General features: G+C 73.5%; 17 protein-coding genes. 9 read left to right on the top strand and 8 right to left on the bottom strand.

Annotated features, from left to right (window positions below):
• Positions 1-55 precede the first annotated feature (55 nt).
• From B100_RS0130210 to B100_RS0130200, 3 genes are all read left to right on the top strand, one after another.
• Positions 56-2,011, top strand: coding sequence for a Xaa-Pro dipeptidyl-peptidase (locus tag B100_RS0130210; protein ID WP_024888115.1), 1,956 nt, complete (start codon positions 56-58; stop codon positions 2,009-2,011).
• The gene (locus B100_RS0130205) at positions 2,008-3,294 is read left to right on the top strand and encodes a M14 family metallopeptidase (RefSeq protein WP_024888114.1); all 1,287 of its coding nucleotides are present in this window, start codon (positions 2,008-2,010) and stop codon (positions 3,292-3,294) included. Before B100_RS0130210 ends, B100_RS0130205 begins: the two co-directional genes overlap by 4 nt.
• Positions 3,295-3,376: 82 nt before the next feature.
• The gene (locus B100_RS0130200; protein WP_024888113.1) at positions 3,377-5,098 is read left to right on the top strand and encodes a BCCT family transporter; all 1,722 of its coding nucleotides are present in this window, start codon (positions 3,377-3,379) and stop codon (positions 5,096-5,098) included.
• Between the two features lie 60 nt (positions 5,099-5,158).
• On the opposite strand, the gene B100_RS0130195 is transcribed toward B100_RS0130200, so the two are convergent.
• On the bottom strand, positions 5,159-6,112 hold the full coding sequence (locus tag B100_RS0130195) for an FAD-dependent oxidoreductase (protein ID WP_024888112.1): 954 nt from the start codon (positions 6,110-6,112) through the stop codon (positions 5,159-5,161).
• Between the two features lie 66 nt (positions 6,113-6,178).
• Between B100_RS0130195 and B100_RS0130190 the strand changes: the two genes are divergently transcribed.
• Together B100_RS0130190 and B100_RS0130185 are read left to right on the top strand one after the other, a co-directional pair.
• On the top strand, positions 6,179-7,201 hold the full coding sequence (locus tag B100_RS0130190) for a hypothetical protein (protein ID WP_024888111.1): 1,023 nt from the start codon (positions 6,179-6,181) through the stop codon (positions 7,199-7,201).
• Between the two features lie 51 nt (positions 7,202-7,252).
• On the top strand, positions 7,253-8,893 hold the full coding sequence (locus B100_RS0130185; RefSeq protein WP_024888110.1) for an ABC-F family ATP-binding cassette domain-containing protein: 1,641 nt from the start codon (positions 7,253-7,255) through the stop codon (positions 8,891-8,893).
• Positions 8,894-8,932: 39 nt separating this feature from the next.
• Here the strand turns inward: B100_RS0130185 and B100_RS0130180 are convergent, their stop codons facing one another.
• From B100_RS0130180 to B100_RS0130165, 4 genes are all read right to left on the bottom strand, one after another.
• A complete protein-coding gene (locus B100_RS0130180; RefSeq protein ID WP_024888109.1) occupies positions 8,933-9,490 on the bottom strand; it encodes a putative glycolipid-binding domain-containing protein in 558 nt (185 codons plus the stop codon).
• 94 nt (positions 9,491-9,584) lie between these two features.
• Positions 9,585-11,966, bottom strand: a complete 2,382-nt coding sequence (locus B100_RS0130175; RefSeq protein ID WP_024888108.1) for a Tex family protein — start codon at positions 11,964-11,966, stop codon at positions 9,585-9,587.
• A 105-nt stretch (positions 11,967-12,071) separates the two neighbouring features.
• Complete coding sequence (locus B100_RS37805; protein ID WP_252542052.1) at positions 12,072-12,203, bottom strand: LPFR motif small protein; 132 nt, start codon at positions 12,201-12,203, stop codon at positions 12,072-12,074.
• A gap of 237 nt (positions 12,204-12,440) precedes the next feature.
• Positions 12,441-13,196, bottom strand: coding sequence for an enoyl-CoA hydratase-related protein (locus B100_RS0130165; RefSeq protein WP_024888107.1), 756 nt, complete (start codon positions 13,194-13,196; stop codon positions 12,441-12,443).
• A gap of 120 nt (positions 13,197-13,316) precedes the next feature.
• On the opposite strand from B100_RS0130165, the gene B100_RS0130160 reads away from it, so the two are divergent.
• Together B100_RS0130160 and B100_RS0130155 are read left to right on the top strand one after the other, a co-directional pair.
• Positions 13,317-13,904: a DUF308 domain-containing protein gene (locus tag B100_RS0130160; RefSeq protein ID WP_024888106.1), complete on the top strand. Its 588-nt coding sequence runs from the start codon at positions 13,317-13,319 to the stop codon at positions 13,902-13,904.
• A 177-nt stretch (positions 13,905-14,081) separates the two neighbouring features.
• On the top strand, positions 14,082-14,543 hold the full coding sequence (locus B100_RS0130155) for an ATP-binding protein (protein ID WP_024888105.1): 462 nt from the start codon (positions 14,082-14,084) through the stop codon (positions 14,541-14,543).
• Positions 14,544-14,603: 60 nt separating this feature from the next.
• Here B100_RS0130155 and idi read toward each other — a convergent pair whose 3' ends face one another.
• The 3 genes from idi to galE form a co-directional block, all read right to left on the bottom strand.
• Positions 14,604-15,197, bottom strand: a complete 594-nt coding sequence (gene idi, locus B100_RS0130150; protein WP_024888104.1) for an isopentenyl-diphosphate Delta-isomerase — start codon at positions 15,195-15,197, stop codon at positions 14,604-14,606.
• A 345-nt stretch (positions 15,198-15,542) separates the two neighbouring features.
• On the bottom strand, positions 15,543-16,481 hold the full coding sequence (locus tag B100_RS0130145) for a cation diffusion facilitator family transporter (RefSeq protein ID WP_024888103.1): 939 nt from the start codon (positions 16,479-16,481) through the stop codon (positions 15,543-15,545).
• A gap of 130 nt (positions 16,482-16,611) precedes the next feature.
• On the bottom strand, positions 16,612-17,583 hold the full coding sequence (gene galE, locus B100_RS0130140; protein WP_024888102.1) for a UDP-glucose 4-epimerase GalE: 972 nt from the start codon (positions 17,581-17,583) through the stop codon (positions 16,612-16,614).
• A gap of 462 nt (positions 17,584-18,045) precedes the next feature.
• On the opposite strand from galE, the gene B100_RS0130135 reads away from it, so the two are divergent.
• Both B100_RS0130135 and B100_RS0130130 read left to right on the top strand, forming a co-directional pair.
• Positions 18,046-19,866, top strand: a complete 1,821-nt coding sequence (locus B100_RS0130135; protein ID WP_024888101.1) for a CDP-alcohol phosphatidyltransferase family protein — start codon at positions 18,046-18,048, stop codon at positions 19,864-19,866.
• The coding region (locus tag B100_RS0130130) for a sugar phosphate nucleotidyltransferase (RefSeq protein ID WP_024888100.1) at positions 19,863-20,343 on the top strand (481 nt) is incomplete at its 3' end. The genes B100_RS0130135 and B100_RS0130130, both read left to right, overlap by 4 nt.

The following is a 20,343-nucleotide window of genomic DNA, read 5'->3' as shown; positions in this document are numbered from 1 at the left end:
CGCGCCGTCAGGTGCCCTCTTCTGCACGGGAGTTCACCGATGTACCGTCCGGCGCATGCCGATACGCACGCGCCCCACGACCTGGAGAACGCTCGCGACGGCGGCCACCGCCGCCCTGACGGCCACCCTGCTCACCCCCGCCGCGGCGGACGCCGCCCCCCGGGAGAGCCGCCCCGTCCACTCCTACGCCGACGCGATCCGCGAGGCCGTCTGGGTGGACACCGGCCTCGACGAGGACCGTGACGGACGCACCGACCGGGTCGCCGTCGACATCGTCCGGCCCCGCGAGGCCGGACGCGCGGGCCGCAAGGTCCCCGTCATCATGGACGCCAGCCCGTACTACTCCTGCTGCGGGCGGGGCAACGAGAGCCAGACCAAGACCTACGACGGACACGGCGACATCGTGCGGATGCCGCTGTTCTACGACAACTACTTCGTGCCGCGCGGCTACGCCGTCGTCGGCGTCGACCTCGCCGGCACCAGCCGCTCCGACGGCTGCGTGGACGTCGGCGGCCGCTCCGACATCCAGTCCGCCAAGGCCGTCGTCGACTGGCTGAACGGCCGCGCCAAGGCGTACTCCAGCCGCACCGGCGGCGAGCGGGTGAGCGCCGACTGGACCGACGGCAGCACCGGCATGATCGGCAAGAGCTGGGACGGCACCATCGCCAACGGCGTCGCCGCCACCGGCGTCAAGGGACTGAAGACCATCGTCCCCATCGCCGCCATCTCCACCTGGTACGACTACTACTTCTCCCAGGGCGCCCCGCTCTACGACTCGGGCCCCGACTGGCTCGCCCGCTACGTCCAGACCCCCGAGGCCCGCGAGCACTGCACGGAGGTCGCCCGCAAGCTCGTCGACGGCGCCCCGCGCACCGGCGACCGCACCCCGCTGTGGACCGAACGCGACTACGTGCGCGCCGCGAAGAAGGTCCGCGCCAGCGTCTTCCTGGTGCACGGCATGCAGGACCTCAACGTCCGCATGCAGCACGTCGGCCCCTGGTGGGACGCCCTCGCGAAGAACGGCGTACGGCGCAAGATCTGGCTGTCGCAGACCGGGCACGTCGACCCCTTCGACTTCCGCCGCGCGGAGTGGGTGCGCACCCTGCACCGCTGGTTCGACCACGAACTGAAGGGCGTCGACAACGGCATCGACCGCGAACCCGTCGCCGACATCGAACGCGGCCCCGACCAGTGGGTCACCTCCACCGCCTGGCCCCCGCGCGGCACGCACCCGGTGACCCTGCGCCCCGCCCGCGGCACCCAGGACGGCGTCGGTACCCTCGGCCTGCGCCGGGACGGCGGCACCGCGTCCTTCACCGACGACCCGAGGCTGAGCGAGACGGACTGGGCCGCCCGGATCGACACCCCGACCCCCGACAAGGCGGGCTTCGTCACCCGCCCGCTCACCCGCGACCTGCGCCTGGCCGGCTCCTCCGAGGTCACCGTCACCGTCACGCCCAGCACGCCGACGGCCCATCTCTCCGCCGTCCTGGTCGACCTCGGCCCCGACACGATCCGCGACTACGCCGACGCCGGGGAAGGCATCACCACCCTGCCCGAGCGCACCTGCTGGGGACCGAGCACCGAGGGCGACAGCTCCTGCTACCAGGAGACCCGCGCGAAGACCGCCGACGTCGGCCACACCGTCGTCAGCCGCGGCTGGGCCGACCTCGGCGAACACGCCGACACCGGCCGGGGCGAACCTTTGGTCCCCGGCAAGCGCTACACCCTCACCCTCGACCTGGCCGCCACCGACCACGTCGTCCCGCGCGGCCACCGGCTCGCACTGATCGTCGCCGGCACCGACCGCGGTCTGATCGACCCGCCGGCCGACACCCCGGCACTCACCCTCGACCTGGCCCGCACCACCGCCCGGGTCCCGTTCACCGGCGGCACGGCCGCCTTCGCCCGCGCCACGTCCGGACCGCCCGTCACAACACCGCACGCCGTCCCGGACGGCGTCCGCCCGCCCGCCGCCACCGCCCACCGCGTCCCGGGGGAGACCCGATGAAACGCGCCGCGATCCTCACCGCCACCGCCCTCACGGCCGTCGCCGCCTCCCTCGTCGCCGCGCCCGCGGCCGGGGCCCACGACACCGCCGCCCCGCCGCGCACCGGCTTCGAACAGAGCAACGGGGCCCGCTGGACCACCCAGCCCGAGGAGCGGCGCTTCCTCGAGGCCGTCGACCGCGCGAGCGGCCGCGTCCACGTCACCCGCATCGGCACGACCGCCCAGGACCGCCCCCTGCGGCTCGTCCGCGTCGGCGCGGACCGGGCCCCGAACACCGTCCTCCTGGTGTGCAGCCAGCACGGCAACGAACCCTCGGGCCGGGAGGCGTGCCTCACCACGATCCGGGACCTGGCGTACGCGAAGGACAGGGAGACACGGCGCTTCCTGGAGCGCACCACGGTGCTCGTCGTCCCCACCGCCAACCCCGACGGCCGGGCCGCCGACACCCGCGGCAACAGCGACGGCGTCGACATCAACCGCGACCACGTCGCCCTCGCGACCGCCGAGGGCCGCGCCCTGGCCGCCGTCATCCGGGACCGGCGGCCCGACGTGATCTACGACCTGCACGAGTACGGCGCCACCCCGCCGTACTACGACAAGGACCTGTTCGACCTCTGGCCGCGCAACCTCAACACCGACCCGGCCGTCCACGACACCGCCCGGTCCCTGTCCGAGGACCACGTCCGTCCCGCCGCCGGGGCCGCCGGGTACTCCACCGGCACCTACGGCATCTGGACCGACCCCGTCACCGGCGACCCGATCCGGCAGACCGCGGGCGACGGCCAGGAACGCATCCTGCGCAACATGTCCGGCGTCAAGCACGGCGTCGGCCTGCTCATCGAGAGCCGCGTCGACCCCCTCACCGAGGCGGAGAAGGCCGACGAGGCACTCAACAACCGGCGCAGGGTGGACTCCCATCTCGCCGCGCTGGACGGCCTGGTCCGGTTCGCCGGGGACCACCACGCCACGGTCGAGAAGGTCACCACCCGGGCCCGCGCGGCCGGTCACGCCGACCGTGGCCCGGTCTACCTCGGCGGCGCCGACACCGACCCGGCGGAGCCGGCCGAGGTGATCACCGACCCGCCGTGTGCCTACCGCCTCACGGCCGCTCAGTACGCCGACGTGGGCGACGAACTGGCGCTGCACGGCGTGCGCGTCCGCGCGGACGGGGACGGGGTGCTCGTCCCGCTGCGGCAGTCGCTGCGGGCGCTCGTCCCGCTGCTCCTGGACGGCCGTGCCGCCTACCACCTGGCGGAAGGAGAGGCAGTCACATCCTGCCGATGAGGTGAGTTTTGCGCCATCGGTGGTAAGGGCCTATCGGGAGGAGGCATCTCCGCCCGACGGCTCGGACGAAAGGGTGCCGCCTGTGACGCAGGACCACCACAGCGACAAGGACTCCACGGCAGGCCCGCTGCCCGGCTCCGAGGCGGGCCTGCCCGGGCGGAAGCGTCCCAGCACCGACCGGGTGGTGTTCGGCGTCACCGCCGTGCTCACCCTGGCCTTCGTCCTCTGGGGAGCCATCGGGACGGACTCCCTGGAGAGCGCGTCCGCCAGCATGCTGGGCGGACTGATGCACAACGGCGGCTGGGGCTTCATGCTGGCCGCCTCCGGCTTCGTGGTCTTCGCGCTGTGGCTCGCGGCCAGCCGGTACGGGCGCATCCACCTCGGCGCCGAGGGCGAGGAGCCGGAGTTCCGCACGGTTTCCTGGATCGCCATGATGTTCAGCGCCGGCATGGGCATCGGCCTGATGTTCTGGGGCGTGAGCGAACCCCTCGCGCACTTCGTCACGCCCCCGCCCGGCACCAGCCCGGCCGACGACGGGGACCGCATGGCGACCGCCATGGCCACCACCCTGTTCCACTGGACGCTCCACCCGTGGGCGATCTACGCCGTGGTGGGCCTCGCCATCGCCTACAGCACCTTCCGCCGGCGCCGCCGGCAGACCGTCAGCGCCGTGTTCACCCCGCTCATCGGCGAGAAGCACGCGAACGGCGCCGGCGGCCGGGTCATCGACGTGCTCGCCATCATCGCGACGATCTTCGGCTCCGCGGCCTCCCTCGGCCTGGGCGCGCTGCAGATCGGCTCCGGCGTGGAGAAGCTCGGCTGGCTGGAGAAGGTCGGCACCGGACTGCTGGTCAGCATCATCGCGGTGCTGACCGTGGCGTTCGTGGCCTCCGCGGTGTCCGGTGTGGAGAAGGGCATCCAGTGGCTGTCCAACATCAACATGGTGCTGGCGGTGATCCTCGCGGTGTTCGTGTTCGTCGCGGGTCCCACCGTCCTCATCCTGGACCTGGTGCCGACGTCGGTCTTCGCCTACCTGGGCGACCTGCCCGAACTGGCCGGCCGCACCGAGATCAGCGGCGGCGAGGGCGTCGCCGACTGGCTGGGCAGCTGGACCGTCTTCTACTGGGCGTGGTGGATCTCCTGGACGCCCTTCGTCGGCATGTTCATCGCCCGCATCAGCCGGGGCCGGACCATCCGTCAGTTCATCGGCGGCGTCATCCTCGTGCCCAGCGCGGTCAGCCTCGTCTGGTTCGCGATCTTCGGCGGCTCGGCCATGCGCCTGCAGGAGCAGAACCGGCTCGGTGACGAGACGACCCCCGAGGGCCGCCTGTTCGCGGTGCTGCAGGAGTACCCGATCGCCACCGCCACCAGCCTGCTGGTGATGGTCCTCGTGGGCATCTTCTTCGTCTCCGGCGCCGACGCGGCCTCCGTGGTGATGGGCACCCTGTCGCAGAAGGGCTCCCTCGAACCGAGCCGTTGGGCGGTGGTGTTCTGGGGCGTGGTGACCGGTGCGGTGGCGGCCATCATGCTGCTGGTCGGCAGCGGCCAGGGCGACGCGCTGACGGGTCTGCAGAACCTCACCATCCTCGCGGCGGCGCCGTTCGTCGTCGTGATGCTCTTCATGTGCGTGGCCCTCATGCGCGACCTGCGGCGCGACCCGCTCATCGTGCGCGACAGGATGGGCAGCGAGGCGGTCGAACTCGCGGTCATCGAGGGCCACAAGAAGTACGACGGCGAGTTCGAACTGCGCGTCGGCCCGGGCCGCGGCCCGGACGTCGAGGGCGACCCCATCGGCAAGCACTGACCCGCCTGCGCGGGGCGGGCCGTGACGCGGGGCGGGCGCCTGGCACCCGCCCCGCGCACCTCACTCCGTCGCCAGCTCCGCCGCCCGACGCGCACACCCCCAGGCCACGGTGACGCCCGCGCCGCCGTGACCGTAGTTGTGCACCAGCACCCGTCCGTCGGGCAGCCGGGTGCGCTCAAGACGGACCGCGTCCCGCGCGGGACGCAGCCCCACCCGATGCTCCAGCACCCGGGCGTCCGCGATCTCCGGACGCAGCGCCGCGCACCGCCGCACGATCGCCTCCGCCACCGCCGGGTCCGGCCGGTCTGACCACACGTTCTCCTCGGCCGTGCCGCCCAGCACCAGCCGGCCCGGCTGCGGGAAGAAGTACGCCATCGAGCCGTCGGCGCCCGTGGTGACCATCCAGGTGCGGACGCCCGGGTTCTCCACGACCACCAACTGCCCCCGCACCGGCCGCACCGAGAGATCCGGCACCAGCTCCCGCGCCGCCAGCCCCGTGCAGTTGACCACCACCGGGGCGTCCGCCTCCGCCAGATCCGCCACCGCGCGCGTCTCCACCGCGCCGCCCGCCGCCGTCAACCGCTCGCGCAGATACGGCAGATGGGCCGCCATGTCGAGCAGCGGCAGCCGGGCCCACAGCCCCCACCCGCCCGGGTACTCCGCCTCCGTCACCGGACGCAGCCCCGGCAGCCGCGCGGCGGCCCACGAGCCCGCCTCGTCCATCGGCGTCTCGCCGAGTACTCCCTCGACCATGCGTACGCCGGTGGCCTCCGGACGCAGCGCCAGCTCCTCGTACACCTCCAGCGACCGCAGCGCCCACGCCCGCGCCGACTCCGGGGGATCGACGCGGTACGGCCACCACAGGGCGCCCGCGACCGCCGAGGTGGTCCCCTCGACCGGGTCCCGCGTCCACAGCCGTACCCGTACGCCCCGCTCGGCGAGGACCACCGCCGTGGTCAGCCCGACGACCCCGCCGCCGACCACCACGACACCGCTGTTCGCTTCGCTTCCCATCCGGCGGACGTTAGCGGATGTGCCCGGCCGTGCTCGGGTCCGCTCCCGGGTGGGAATACTCACGGCATGTCTGCCGAGTACGCGACCTTCGGCCTGGCGCCGGCGACCCGGGCCGGGGGTCTCCTCGCCGGCGGTGACTACCAGGTGCACCGCGACTTCGTCGACTTCGTGGTCGACGGACGCCCGCTGCTGTACCGCCTGTCCGACCTCGACGCCGTCTCCCCGCTCGCCTCCGACGTCCCGCCGTCCCTGTTCACCGCGCAGGTCCGCGCGCTGCTGCTGGAGACCGGGGCACCCCTGCCCGGCGGCCGGTACGTCGTCTACGGCTGCCCCGAGTGCGAGGACCTCGCCTGCGGCGCCGTGACCGCGGTGATCGAACGCGACGGCGAGGACGTCATCTGGCGGGACTTCGCCTGGCAGACCGCCGAGGTCGCCGACCTGGAACGCGACGGCTACCACGGCATGGGCCCGTTCCGCTTCCGCGGACCCGAGTACCGCGCGGCCCTCTCCGCCCTCCTGGACGGCGACCTCCCGGGCAGCCGCCGCCGCGTCCTGCTCATCGGCGCCCGCGCCGCCCTGCTCGCCCGGCTGGCCGCCGCGCTGCGCACCATCGGCATCGGCGCCGACATCACCCAGAGCGCCGACGGCGTCCCCGCCGACGAACTGCGCGCGTACGGCGCCGTGCTGTTCGGCCGGGCGGTCCCCGCGCGCGAACGCGACACCGTGCGCCGCGCCCTGGCCGACGCCGGGGCCGAGGTGCCCTGCGTCGACGCGCTCGCCCCCGTCGTGCCGCTGCTGGTCGCCCAGACCGAACAGGCCCTGGAGGCCGGCCGGGGCGACCGCCGGCGCCTCACCGGCCTCACCGTGACCGGCTCCACCGCGGAGTTCGAGGTCGTCTCCGCCTGCCGGGTCCGGCTCACCGCCCATCGCATCGACCGCCTCTCCCGCGCCCGCGGCCGGGACCTCTTCGACGCGGTCCTCGCACCGGGCCGGCACCGCGTCCCGCTGGACGCCCCGGCGGTCAAGGGGGAGGCGTACGTCGTGGCGCGCACCGCGGGAACCGTGCTGGTTGCGACGGCCCGCCCCTGACCGCACCCTCACGGCCCGGCACCCGGGGCAGGCCCTAAAATCGGCGGTCTGATGACTGCCACCCTCGTCGCCAAGAACCTCGCCGCCGGGCACGGCGACCGCTCCCTGTTCACCGGGCTCGACCTCGTCGTCGCGCCCGGCGACGTGATCGGCCTGGTCGGCGCCAACGGCGCCGGCAAGTCCACCCTGCTGCGCCTGCTCGCCGGCCTGACCGCCCCCGAGGAGGGCGAGCTGCGCCTCTCCCCGCCCACCGCCACCGTCGGCCACCTCCCGCAGGAGCCGGAGCGGCGCCCCGGCGAGACCGTACGGGCGTTCCTCGCCCGCCGTACCGGCGTCGCCGAGGCCCAGCGCGCCATGGACGAGGCGACCCAGGCGCTGGTCGACGGCGCCCCCGGCGCGGACGACGCGTACGCGACCGCTCTCGAACGCTGGCTGGCGCTGGGCGGCGCCGACCTGGACGACCGCGCCGAGGAGGTCGCCACGGGCCTCGGCCTGGACGTCGGCCTCGACCGGCCGATGACCGCGCTCTCCGGCGGCCAGGCGGCCCGCGCCGGACTCGCCTCCCTCCTGCTGTCCCGCTACGACGTCTTCCTGCTCGACGAGCCGACCAACGACCTCGACCTCGACGGGCTGGAACGCCTCGAACGGTTCGTGAGCGGGCTGCGCGCCGGGACCGTCGTCGTCAGCCACGACCGCGAGTTCCTCACCCGCACGGTCACCAAGGTCCTCGAACTCGACCTCGCCCAGGGTGAGATCAACCTCTACGGCGGCGGCTACGAGGCCTACCTGGAGGAGCGTGACGTGGCCCGCCGGCACGCGCGCGACGAGTACGAGGAGTACGCCGACAAGCGGGCCGCCCTGCAGGACCGGGCGCAGACGCAGCGCGCCTGGATGGACAAGGGCGTGAAGAACGCGCGCCGCAAGGCGGGCAACGACAACGACAAGATCGGCCGCAAGTTCCGCAGCGAGGCCAGCGAGAAACAGGCCGCCAAGGCCCGTCAGACCCAGCGCATGATCGAGCGCCTGGAGGCCGTCGACGAGCCGCGCAAGGAGTGGGAACTGCGCATGGAGATCGCGGCCGCCCCGCGCTCCGGCGCGGTGGTCGCCACCCTGCGCGACGCCGAGGTGCGCCGTGGCGGCTTCACCCTCGGGCCGGTGTCGCTGCAGATCGACTGGGCGGACCGGGTCGCGGTGACCGGCGCGAACGGCGCGGGCAAGTCGACGCTGCTCGGCGCCCTGCTGGGCCGCGTACCGCTCGACGCCGGACACGCCGCCCTGGGATCGGGCGTGCTGCTCGGCGAGGTCGACCAGGCCCGCGCGCTGTTCCACGGACCGGAAGCCCTGCTGGACGCCTTCCGCCCGGCGGTCCCGGACCTCGAACCGGCCGACATCCGCACGCTGCTCGCCAAGTTCGGTCTCAAGGCCGGCCACGTCCTGCGCCCCGCCGCCACCCTGTCACCGGGCGAGCGCACCCGCGCGGCCCTCGCCCTGCTCCAGGGCCGGGGCGTCAACCTCCTCGTCCTCGACGAGCCGACCAACCACCTGGACCTGCCGGCCATCGAACAGCTGGAGGCCGCCCTCGACGCCTACGAGGGCACCCTGCTGCTGGTCACCCACGACCGGCGGATGCTGGACGCGGTCCACGTCACCCGGCGCCTGCACGTCACCGACGGCAAGGTGACCGAACACTAGACCCCGGCGGCGGCCTCCGTGCCCCGCGTCGGACGGGACTCAGCGGGGCGCCACCCGCCGTGCCAGGTGCGGGTAGTCGACGACACAGCCGTCCTCGTCGAAGGTCAGATCGCTGCGGAAGTCCCCGGAGGCGTACCGCACGCGCCGGGGCCCGAGATGCGTGTACGTCTGCCACGACGGCACGACCCGCAGGCCGGGCACGGACACCCACGCCATCAGGAACTCCCGTTCGCCCGGTGCGCGGTGCAGGCCGTGCCGCAGCGCCGGCATGGTGTTCGTCAGCGGGCACAGGCCCAGATCGCAGTCGAGGGCGCCGTCCAGGGCGCCGATCCGCTCCCCGTCGGCGGTCCAGCCGCCCCGGCCGTCGTGCCGCAGGTCCAGCGAGCGGCCTCCGGACGCGTCCTCGGCCGTCACCGTCAGCCGGCGGGTGACGTACGCGTCCCCGGTCACGAGCTCGTAGGTGATCCAGTACGGCTCCGGAAGCGTCCCGACGGCCCGCCCGCGGGCCCGCAGACTGTCCCCGTCGAGCTCGGCCCAGGCGGTCTCGTACCCGCCGCTCGCCGTGACCTCCCACGTGATGACCCGTAATGCCGGCATGCCGACACCCTACGAGCGGCACGGGCCGGCCGAGAGGAACACACCGGGCCCGTGTCCCCCCCGGGGGGCGGGGGACACGGGCCCGGCGTACGGCTCAGCGGCGGCCGCTCTTCGGGTCGACCAGACCGGCCCGGCGCAGCGCGTCGGCCATCGCGCCGTTGGCCGGAGCGGGCGTCTGGCGCGAACCGCCGCCACCGCCACCGCCACCGCTCCCGCGGCCCTGGCGCTGCTGCGGCGGGCGGCCGCCGCGCTGCCTGCGCTCACGGTCGCCGCCGGGCGCCTGGCCCTGCGGCGCGGCCTCGTCGTCCAGCCGCAGCGTCAGTGAGATCCGCTTGCGCGGGATGTCGACGTCCAGCACCTTCACCTTGACGATGTCGCCCGGCTTGACCACGTCCCGCGGGTCCTTGACGTACGTCTTCGACATCGCGGAGACATGCACCAGGCCGTCCTGGTGGACACCGACGTCGACGAACGCGCCGAACGCGGCGACGTTGGTGACCACGCCCTCCAGCACCATCCCGGAGGACAGGTCGGAGATCTTCTCCACGCCCTCCTTGAAGGCAGCGGTTCTGAACGCCGGACGCGGGTCGCGGCCCGGCTTCTCCAGCTCCTTGAGGATGTCCGACACGGTCGGCAGACCGAACGTGTCGTCCACGAACTCCTGCGGCCTGAGCGAACGCAGCACCGCCGTGTTGCCGACCAGCGAGGCGACCTCCTGGCCGGTGGTCTTCACCATCCGCCGCACCACCGGGTACGCCTCCGGGTGCACGCTGGACGCGTCCAGCGGGTCGTCGCCGCCGCGGATGCGCAGGAAGCCCGCGCACTGCTCGTACGCCTTGGGGCCCAGCCGGGCCACCTTCTTCAGCTCGGAGCGGCCCTTGAACGGCCCGTTGGAGTCGCGGTGCGCCACGATGTTCTCGGCCAGCCCGGAGGAGATGCCGGAGACCCGGGCGAGCAGCGGCGCCGACGCGGTGTTGACGTCCACGCCCACGCCGTTCACACAGTCCTCCACCACCGCGTCCAGCGAACGCGACAGCTTCACTTCGGACAGGTCGTGCTGGTACTGGCCGACGCCGATCGACTTGGGGTCGATCTTCACCAGCTCGGCCAGCGGGTCCTGCAGCCGGCGCGCGATGGACACCGCGCCGCGCAGCGACACGTCCATGTCGGGAAGCTCCTGCGACGCGAACGCGGACGCCGAGTACACGGAGGCGCCCGCCTCGGACACCATCACCTTGGTCAGGTTCAGCTCGGGGTGCTTGGCGATGAGTTCACCGGCGAGCTTGTCGGTCTCGCGGGACGCCGTGCCGTTGCCGATGGCGATCAGCTCGACCGCGTGCTCCTTCGCCAGCCGGGCCAGCTTGGCGATCGCCTCGTCCCACCGGTTCGCCGGGACGTGCGGGTGGATCACGTCCGTGGCGACGACCTTGCCGGTCGCGTCGACCACGGCGACCTTCACACCCGTACGGAAACCGGGGTCGAGGCCGAGCGTCGCGCGGGTGCCCGCCGGGGCGGCCAGCAGCAGGTCGCGCAGGTTCGCCGCGAAGACCCGCACCGCCTCGTCCTCGGCGGCGGTGCGCAGCCGGAGCCGGATGTCGATGCCCAGGTGCACCAGGATGCGGGTGCGCCAGGCCCAGCGGACCGTGTCCCGCAGCCACTTGTCGCCCGGGCGCCCACGGTCGGCGATCCCGAACCGGTGCGCGACGACGCCCTCGTACGACGAGGGGCCGTCGGTGGGCTCCTCGGGCTCCAGGACGAGGTCGAGAACCTCCTCCTTCTCACCCCGCAGCATGGCCAGGATCCGGTGCGAGGGCAGCGCGGTGAACGGCTCGGCGAAGTCGAAGTAGTCGGCGAACTTGGCGCCCGCCTCCTCCTTGCCCGCGCGCACCTTGGCCGCCAGCCGCCCGCGCACCCACATGCGCTCGCGCAGCTCGCCGATCAGGTCGGCGTCCTCGGAGAACCGCTCGGTCAGGATCGCCCGCGCGCCGTCCAGCGCGGCCTGCGGATCGACCACTCCCTTCGCCGCGTCCACGAAGGCGGTGGCCGCGGCGAGGGGCTCGACACCGGGATCGGCGAGCAGCCCCTCCGCCAGCGGCTCCAGCCCGGCCTCGCGGGCGATCTGCGCCTTGGTGCGCCGCTTGGGCTTGAAAGGCAGGTAGATGTCCTCCAGGCGCGCCTTGGTCTCCGCGCCCCGGATCCGCGCCTCGAGCTCCTCGGTCAGCTTGCCCTGCTCGCGCACCGAGTCGAGGATCGCCGTGCGACGCTCCTCCAGCTCCCGCAGGTAGCGCAGCCGCTCCTCGAGCGTGCGCAGCTGCGCGTCGTCGAGCATCTCGGTCGCTTCCTTGCGGTAGCGGGCGATGAAGGGCACCGTCGAACCGCCGTCGAGCAGTTCCACGGCGGCCTTGACCTGCCGCTCCCGTACGCCGAGTTCCTCGGCGATCCTGCCTTCGATGGACCCTGCGAAGGGTGTCGTCACGTTCCCGTACCGCCTTCTCCACTGAGGTTGCGCGGCAATTGTGGCAGGTGACGACGACAATCGGGGATCAGGGCGGCGACGCGCCCGGACACCCCACGGGCGGACTCAGGCGCGACGGCCGTGCGCGGAGGACGAGGCACCGCCGAACAGCCGGGCGAGCGCCCGGAACGGCAGGGTCACGACGGTCGCGACGGCGCCGCCGATCTGACGCAGGACGTCTGCGATGGCACGGAACACGTTTCTCCCCTTTCGTACTCCGACCCGTCCGGCCGGACTCCCTGCGGGTACCTCGTCCACGCTTCAACATGCACCCGCCGCGAGAACGCCGCGCGTCCGCGCATGGCAGGAAGGGTGGGAAACCCGTCGCTGCAGTCGTCACGGGAGCCGCACGCGGGGGCCGAGCGGCACACCACGCGGGCTCCCCGCGCAAGGCCCCCGCTCACCTCGTCGAGACGTTCCGCCCCGGCAGCCGGTTCAGCCCGACGTGGACGGGCTCCAGGTGAACCGTGGCGCCCGGCGCTCCAGGAACGCGGTGACCCCCTCCGCGGTGTCGTCGCTCGCGGAGGCCACCTTGTGCCAGTGGTCGTCCCGGTCGGTGCGGCCGTCGGCGAACTCCTTCGCCGCGGCCTGGGTCAGCTGCGAGCGGGACGCCAGCACCGCGGTGAACTCCGCGACCCGCGCGTCCAGGACGCCCGCGGGCAGCACCTCGTCCACCAGGCCGGTGCGCAGCGCCCGCTCCGTGCCGATCAGCTCGCCGGAGAACAGGAGGTACTTGGCGGTGGCCGGGCCCACCAGCGACACCAGCCGGCGGGTGGCGGAGGACGGGTAGACGATGCCGAGCTTCGCCGGGGTCACCCCGAACCGCGTCCCCTCCTCGGCGAACCGCAGGTCGCAGGCCGCCGCGAGCTGTGCGCCGCCGCCCACGCAGTGGCCGCGCACGGCGGCCAGGGTCGGCTTGGGGAAGGCGGCGAGCGCCTCCTCCGCCTCCGCGGCCAGCCGCTGCGCCTCCAGCGGGGAGCCCTGGAGCGTGGAGATGTCCGCCCCGGCGCAGAAGGTGCCGCCGTCCCCGGTCAGCACCAGCGCCCGCACGCGCGGGTCGGCTCCCAGGGAGCCGAGCAGTGGCGGCAGGGCCGCCCACATCGCGGCCGTCATCGCGTTGCGTTTCGCGGGGTGGCTGATGACGACCGTGGCGACCGAGTCGGTGACGCTGTGCAGCAGCTGCGGCTCCATGCGCCGGATGCTATCCACCCCGGTCACGGCCCCGGACGCCGGGCGCCCTGCCACTGGTTACGACCGGCGCGGGAGGGGGACACGGGGACGGGAAAGGGGGCCGAGTGCCGGGAGGCAGGTATGGCCAGGTCCGCCGGGACCGCGGGGCGGCAGGGTGACGCGGCGAAGCTGAACCGTGGCTTCGGCTGGATCGCCGTGCTGGGAGTGATCCTGGTCGTCGCCGGGCTGATCGGCCTGGTGTACACGGCCGTCGCCACGCTGACCACGATGCTGCTGTTCGGCTGGCTGCTGCTGGTCGGCGGCCTCGTCGGACTGCTGCACGCGGTGCAGGCGCGGCGGACGAACTTCTTCTGGCTGGGCGTCGTCGTCGCCGCCCTGAACATCGCGGCCGGGGTGGTGGTCATCAAGACCCCGGAAGCGGCGGCCGAGGCGCTGACCATGTTCGCGGCGCTGCTGTTCCTCACCGGCGGGGTGTTCCGGCTGGTCGGCAGCCTGGTGGTACGCGGTCCGCAGTTCGGCTGGACCCTGGTGCAGGGCGCCTTCGGGCTGCTCCTCGGCATCCTGGTGCTGGCCACCTGGCCGAGCAGCAGCCAGTACGTCATCGGAACGTTCTTCTCGCTGTCCCTGCTGTTCGACGGGCTGGGTCTGATCGCGACCGGCTACGGCGGCCGCCGCGTCGTCGGCATGGTCGCCGGCCGCCAGCCGTAGCCGGGCCGACGGCGCCCTGGGCCCGTACAAACGGAAGAGTGCCCCGAACCGGCACGCACCAGGCCGGAACGATCCTGCACCCGACCGAGTCGGGCGCGAACGGTCGGAAGCGTTCGGTATCCGCTGACTTGTGTTCAGCGGGGAAGGGCGGAGGCGCTCGGTCCCAACACTCGACGTGTGGTGACAATCGAGCGTGAGGGTGGCGACCCGCTGCCGTACGAAGGTGTCTGGCGGTTCACCGCCCCTGCCGTGGACGCCTCGGTGCCACAGGCCCGGCACGCCGTGCGGGACCTGCTGCTGCGGCAGGGGGTGCCGGTCGCGGACGACGTGGTGCAGGGACTGCTGCTGATCGTCTCCGAGCTGGTCACCAACGCCGTGAAACACGCGGCGCTGCTGTCCCCGATGCTCGCCGTCGAGGTAGCGGTGGGCGCCGAGTGGGTCCGGGTGTCCGTGGAGGACAACCACCCCTACCGCCCCACCGCCCTGGAGAACGACCACGGCCGCCTCGGCGGCCGCGGACTGCTCCTGGTGCGGGAGATCGCCCGGGAGGCCGGCGGGGCCTGCGAGGTGGAGCACACGGCGACCGGCGGCAAGGTCATCTGGGCCGCCCTCCCGCTGAAGCCCGCGCAGACCTACTAGCGCCCGCCGTCCCGCGCGGCGCCCCGCCCACAGGGGCGGGGACGCGGAACGGCGCCGCCGTCACCAGCCGGCCGACGGCCCCGTCAGCTCCCGCACCGCCGGGCGGGCCGCGTCCAGCACGGTCATGAACCAGGCCGAGAAGGTGTCCTTGGCGTGCCGCTCCGCCAGCTCCTGAGGCGTCACGAACACGGTGGCGGCCACTTCCTGCTCGTCGGGCCGCACCGGCGCCTGCACCATGCCGACGAACAGATGGTTGAACTCCTGCTCCACCAGGCCCGAGGCCGGGTCCGGGTGGTTGTAGCGGACCGTGCCGGCCTCCGCCATCAGCGAGGGCGACACCCCCAGCTCCTCGTACGTCCGCCGGGCCGCCGCCGCGAACGGCGCCTCACCGGGGTAGGGGTGGCCGCAGCAGGTGTTGGACCACACACCGGGGGAGTGGTACTTGCCGAGCGCCCGCTGCTGCAGCAGCAGCCGTCCGCGCTCGTCGAACAGGAACACCGAGAACGCCCGGTGCAGCCGTCCCGGCGGCTGATGGGCGGCCAGCTTCTCCGCGGTGCCGATCGTCGCGCCGTCCTCGTCGACCAGTTCCAGCAAAATCGGCTCGGCGGTGCCGCTCGACGGGCTGTTCGTCGCGGTGGCAGGTGTGATCGGCATACCCATCCTTCACTCGGTGTTCGTGCCCAAGTCTGCCGCACGAATCCGGCACTCCCGGCACTCCGGTCCTCTCCCGCATGTCCCGCCCCGGGCGCCACGGGCGGTCGTACCCGCCGCCGGGCTCCACCGGACCCGGGCTGATCGTGCCCGGGCCGGGCGGCGGAAATGCGCGTCCCGCGCGCCGGTCGAGGGGAGCGGACGCCGGCACGGGGGCGGAAGGCTGCGTTCCCCGGCGCATTGGCGCGTCCGGGAGCTTTCGCGCCCCTCAAGGGCCCGGACGCGCCTCCAACGGCTCGGACGCGTCGTCGATCTCCCGCACGCGTCTTCCAGCTCCCGCCCGCGTCCTCAATGGCACAGACGCGCCTCGTGCTCGGCGTGCCCTCTGGGCTCCAGCTGGAAGGTGCAGTGCTGCACGTCGAAGTGGTCGCCCAGACAGCCCTGCAGCTCGTGCAGCATCTTCTCGTGCCCGATGGCGTTCAGGGTGTCGGCGCTGACCACCACGTGCGCGGAGAGGACGGGCATCCCCGAGGTGATCGTCCAGGCGTGCAGGTCGTGCACGTCCTCCACCCCCGGCGTGTCCAGGATGTGCGCCCGCACCCGCGCCATGTCCACGCCCTTGGGCGCCGCCTCCAGCAGTACGTCGAGGGTCTCGCGCAGCAGCTTCAGGGTGCGGGGCACGATCATCAGTGCGATCACCAGGGAGGCGATCGGGTCGGCGGCCGTCCAGCCGGTGGTGACGATCACCAGGGACGACAAAATCACCGTGACCGAGCCGAGCGCGTCCGCCGCCACCTCCAGGAAGGCGCCGCGCACGTTCAGGCTCTCCTTCTGGCCCCGCATCAGCAGGGACAGCGACACCAGGTTGGCGGCCAGGCCGATCGCGCCGAACACCGCCGCCAGGCCGCCCTCGGTGGCCGCCGGGGTGACGAACCGCTGGATCGCCTCGTAGAGCACGTAGCCGCCCACGCCGAGCAGCAGCACGCAGTTGGCCAGCGCCGCGAGAATCTCCGCGCGGGCCAGCCCGAACGTGCGCCGTTCGCTGGGCGGGCGGCTCGCGAAGTGGATGGCGAGCAGGGCCATCCCCAGGCCCAGGGCGTCGGTCGCCATGTGGGCCGAGTCCGCGACCAGCGCGAGCGAGTCGGCGAGCAGACCGCCGACGATCTGGACCACCATGACGCCGATCGTGATCGCCAGCGCGGCCCGCAGCCTGCCGCGGTAGGCCGCGGATGCCGTACCGCCGGCCGGGACGCCGTGCGCGTGCCCGTGATCGTGGCCTGCCCCCATGTCCTCCGCCGCCCTTCGTCGCTGCCGTCCGGACCACAGTGAACTACGCGGCAGGGGGGTGGGGCAACGCGGCACTGAACACCGTTGTCATGTGCCCTGACCTGCGGAAACGATCCGCAGGTCAGGCGCCTCAGGCGTGCTGCAGGAGCTGCCAGCCCTGCCAGGCGGACTCGACCATCTCCCGCACCGAGCGGCGCGCGGACCAGCCGAGGCGCTCGGCCGCGAGGGCCGCCGAGGCCACCGCGCGGGGCGGGTCGCCGGGACGCCGGGGCTCGACCACGGGCGTCCGGGTGTCGCCGCTGACCTCCCCGATGACCTTGATCAGCTCGCGTACGGAGACGCCCTCGCCGCGGCCGACGTTCAGCGTCAGGTCGCCCCGCACCCCGCCCTCGGACAGTCGGTGGACCGCCGCGAGGTGCGCCTCGGCCAGGTCGGCCACGTGGATGTAGTCCCGGACGCAGGTGCCGTCCGGGGTCGGGTAGTCGTCGCCGAAGATGCGCGGGGCCTCGTCACGGGTGAGCCGGTCGAAGACCATCGGCACGATGTTGTACACACCGGTGTCGGCCAGTTCCGGCACCGCCGCCCCCGCGACGTTGAAGTAGCGCAGGCACACCGTGTCGATGCCGTGCGCCCGGCCCGCCGCCCGGACCAGCCACTCCCCGGCGAGTTTGGTCTCGCCGTAGGGGTTCACGGGGGCGCAGGGCGTGTCCTCGGTGATGAGATCCACGTGGGGGTCGCCGTAGACGGCCGCGGACGAGGAGAAGACGAAGCGTCCGACGCCCGCCTCGGCGACGGCGTCCAGCAGGGTCGCGAGGCCGCCCAGGTTCTCCCGGTAGTACCGGGTCGGCTGGGCCACGGACTCGCCGGGCTGCTTGCGCGCGGCGAGGTGCAGCACGCCGGTCACCTCGTGCTCGGCCAGGGCCTTCGTCAACAGGTCACCGTCCAGCGCGGAGCCCCTGACCAGCGGGACGCCGTCGGGCAGCCGCGCCGGAACCCCGGCCGAGAGGTCGTCCAGCACGACGACACGCTCCCCGGCGTCCGTCATGGCCCGCACCACATGGGCCCCGATGTATCCGGCTCCGCCGGTGATCAGCCACGTCATGGTGGACCACCCTAGGGCCTGCCGTTCGGATCGGGTCGCAGGGAGTCCACGTGCCCTGTCAACTCCGTGAGGGGTTCTGATGCGTGCAGCTGCGAGGCGGAGGAGGGAGCCGACGCGATGGGGTCCCCCCCCGCTCGAGCGAAGCCGGGAGTGGGGGCGTCGGCGGGTGACGGCAACGCGGCAGATGTGCGTGCCAGACCCCGCGTCCGCGGCCCGATCCGAACGGCAGGCCCTGAAGGCGAGCGACCGGCGCGGTTTGTGAGCCGGGGCCCGCATCCCCGATGATGAGCCCGGCACAGACGTCGGCCAACCGCGTCGATCCGACCGGCGAACGGTCGGTGAACGCGGGCTTCCGTGTATCCGATAGCCTCTGCCGACATGCCGCCCGGATGCCTCCGAACGGGTGCATAACCATGTACATGACCGGCGTGGACGCGTCGCCCCCCAGGGAGTGAGATTCGGTTGCCGACCGCCATCCTCACCGGCCCCCCGGTCCCCGGTTCGCCCCTCGAGGCGGACCTGCGCACCCTCGGCTTCGACGTACGGACCGCGTCCGGCGCGGCCGAGGCCGAGACGCTGCTCGCCGGGGTGCCGGGGGAGCAGCGGGTCGCCCTGGTGGACACCCGGTTCGTGGGCCATGTGCACGCCCTGCGCCTCGGCCTGACCGATCCCCGCTTCCCCCTCTCCGCGGTCCCCGGCGCCGTCACCGCCCAGGGGCCCGGCCGGCAGGCCCTGACCCGCGCCATGGCCCGTGAGAACTCCGCCGCCCAGGGGACGGGCGCCGGCACCACCCTCGTGGAGGGCCTCCCGGACCGGGTCGTCGCCGCCCTCGACACCGACGTGCACCGCCCGGAGCTGGGCAGCCTCGTCGCCCTCGTGCCCGTCGACCCCCAGGCCCGCAACGAGGCCCGGCAGGCCGTCGCCGCCGTGGACGAGGAGGCCGTCCGCCTCCGCTCCGCCGTCAAGGCCCGCGACGGGTTCTTCACCACCCACTGCGTCAGCCCCTACTCGCGCTACGTCGCCCGCTGGTGCGCCCGCCGAGGACTGACGCCCAACCAGGTCACCACCGCCTCGCTGCTCACCGCGCTGATCGCGGCCGGCTGCGCCGCCACCGGCACCCGCGCCGGCTTCGTCGCCGCCGGGGTGCTGCTGCTCGCCTCGTTCGTGCTGGACTGCGCCGACGGCCAGCTCGCCCGGTACTCGCTGCGGTACTCCACGCTGGGCGCCTGGCTCGACGCGACCTTCGACCGGGCCAAGGAGTACGCCTACTACGCGGGCCTCGCCCTGGGCGCCGCCCGCGGCGGTGACGACGTGTGGGCCCTGGCGCTGGGCGCCATAATCCTCCAGTCCTGCCGGCACGTCGTCGACTTCTCCTTCGCCGAGTCCCGGACCGGCGCACCCGCCACGGCCGGCCCCGCCGCCGCCCTGTCCGGCCGGCTCGACCACGTCGGGTGGACCGTCTGGGCCCGCCGCATGATCGTCCTGCCGATCGGCGAGCGCTGGGCGCTGATCGCCGTCCTGACGGCCCTCACGACCCCGCGCATCACCTTCTACGCACTGCTCGTGGGCTGCGCCTTCGCCGCCGCGTACACCACCACCGGACGCGTCCTGCGCTCGCTGCGTCGCCGTCCGGCCGCGGACCCGGCCGGCGCCGGGCCGGAGCGGGAGAGGGCCCGGTCGGCGCGTGCGCTGGCCGACCTCGCGGACAGCGGACCCCTGGCCACCCTGCTGAAGGTCTCCTGGACCGGCGGCGGCGTGGTCGCGGCCGGCCTCGGCGCGGCCCTGGTGACGGGCACCGCCGCCGTGTGGGGCCCCGGCTGGCAGACCGTGCTCGGCGCCGCCGCCTACGTGGCCTGCTCGGCCGCCGCCGTCCGCCGGCCACTCACCGGCCCCCTCGACTGGCTGGTCCCGCCGCTCTTCCGCGCCGCCGAGTACGGCACGGTCCTGCTGCTGGCGGCCCGTGCGGACGTGAACGGAGCCCTTCCGGCGGCTTACGGGCTGGTGTCAGCGGTCGCCTACCATCACTACGACACGGTCTACCGCATCCGCGGCAACGCGGGCGCGCCCCCGCGCCTTCTGGTGCGGGCGATCGGGGGGCACGAAGGTCGCACGCTGGCGGTCGCCGTGCTGGCGGCCGTGCTCACCGCGTCCGGATTCACCGTCGCGCTCACGGCCCTCGCCGTGGCCGTGGCTCTCGTGGTGCTCGCCGAGAGCATCCGCTTCTGGGTGGCCGCCCATCAGGGTGGCGCGCCCGCCGTACACGACGAAGGAGAACCCGCATGATCGGCCTCGTGCTTGCGGCCGGCGCCGGAAGGCGTCTGCGCCCCTACACCGACACCCTGCCCAAGGCATTGGTGCCGGTGGGGCCCGCGGGCATAGAAGGGGAGCCGACGGTCCTCGACCTCACGCTGGGGAACTTCGCGGAGATCGGGCTGACCGAGGTGGGTGTCGTCGTCGGTTACCGCAAGGAGGCCGTGTACGAGCGGCAGGCGGCGCTGGAGGCGAAGTACGGGCTGAAGCTGACGCTCATCGACAACGACAAGGCGGAGGAGTGGAACAACGCCTACTCGCTGTGGTGTGCGCGGGACGCCCTGAAGGACGGCGTGATCCTGGCCAACGGTGACACGGTGCACCCGGTGTCGGTGGAGCGGACGCTGCTGGACGCGCGGGGTGACGGCAAGAAGATCATCCTGGCGCTGGACACGGTGAAGAAGCTCGCCGACGAGGAGATGAAGGTCGTCGTCGACCCCGGGAAGGGGA

This window comes from Streptomyces sp. CNH189, assembly GCF_000527195.1.
This window is presented reverse-complemented; position numbering and strand designations above follow the sequence as displayed.